Annotated in this window: 1 protein-coding gene; it reads right to left on the reverse strand. The window is 41.6% G+C overall.

Going from position 1 to position 1014, the window contains the following annotated elements; genetic code table 11:
- Positions 1-235 precede the first annotated feature (235 nt).
- Positions 236-1000, reverse strand: a complete 765-nt coding sequence (locus ACT3SX_RS15245) for an SDR family oxidoreductase (RefSeq protein WP_225739127.1) — start codon at positions 998-1000, stop codon at positions 236-238.
- Between the last annotated feature and the right edge of the window lie 14 nt (positions 1001-1014).

Here is a 1014-nt window from a genome sequence, read left to right on the forward strand (position 1 = left end):
CTAGCATATTTATTATGCCACTATAGAGCTGATGCTCATTTAAAATTAGCCATTTATTAGTGCAAAACCAAGGTTACTTAGATATTTCATCACAAAACTAAATCAAAAAAAACCGCATAGAAACTAATCTTATGCGGTTCTTACTTGCAGTTTTTATATGCGGCTCTTATATTCGGTTGTTACTTGCGGTTTTTAACAGCAACTTTTTTTAAGCTTATCTTCGATAGCTGACTGATTAAGCCAGCATACCGCCATCCACAACGATTGTTGCACCTGTGGTATAACTCGAAGCATCAGAGACTAAATACAATACCGTACCAGCCATTTCATCTGGGTCAGCCACACGCCCTAGAGGTATCGCATGTAATGCCATTTTTAACACGGTATCATTGGTGGTCAAAGCTGAGGCAAACTTAGTATCGGTTAATCCTGGTAAGAGCGCATTGACTCGAATGTTTAATGGGCCGCATTCTTTTGCAAAGGCTTTGGTCATACTGATGACGGCTGCTTTGGTAATTGAATAAATACCTTGCTTGTCACCTGCGACCAAACCGTTAACCGATGCGGTATTCAAGATCACCCCACCACCCTGCTCGCGCATCATTTTGCCAGCAGCAGTCGACATAAAGAAATAACCGCGAATATTTACTTCCACAGTCTTATCAAAAGCGGCTAAATCCGTATCTAAGATATGGCCGTAATAAGGATTTGCAGCGGCATTATTCACTAGGATATCGATTTGACCAAACTCGCTTTTGATATGCTCAAAAACAGCGTTAATCTGATCCATATCACCCACATGGCAAGCAAAGGCGCTGGCTTTATGACCCTCAGCAATGATGCTATCAGCTACTGCTTGACAGGCGTGAATCTTACGACTAGAGACAATCACATGCGCACCTCTTGAGGCAAGCAAACGTGCAATCGACTCACCAATACCACGGCTAGCACCAGTCACTAGAGCAATCTTACCAGTTAAATCAAATAAATCTTTCATCATCATTCCTTATGTTT

Origin of the sequence: Psychrobacter sp. AOP31-B2-9 (genome assembly GCF_052378005.1) — a bacterium.
Classification (GTDB): Bacteria; Pseudomonadota; Gammaproteobacteria; order Pseudomonadales; family Moraxellaceae; genus Psychrobacter.

What these genes read in the sequence shown, in the direction of transcription:
- ACT3SX_RS15245 (WP_225739127.1), bottom strand. Translation starts at nt 1,000, where the DNA reads ATGATGAAAGATTTATTTGATTTAACTGGTAAGATTGCTCTAGTGACT.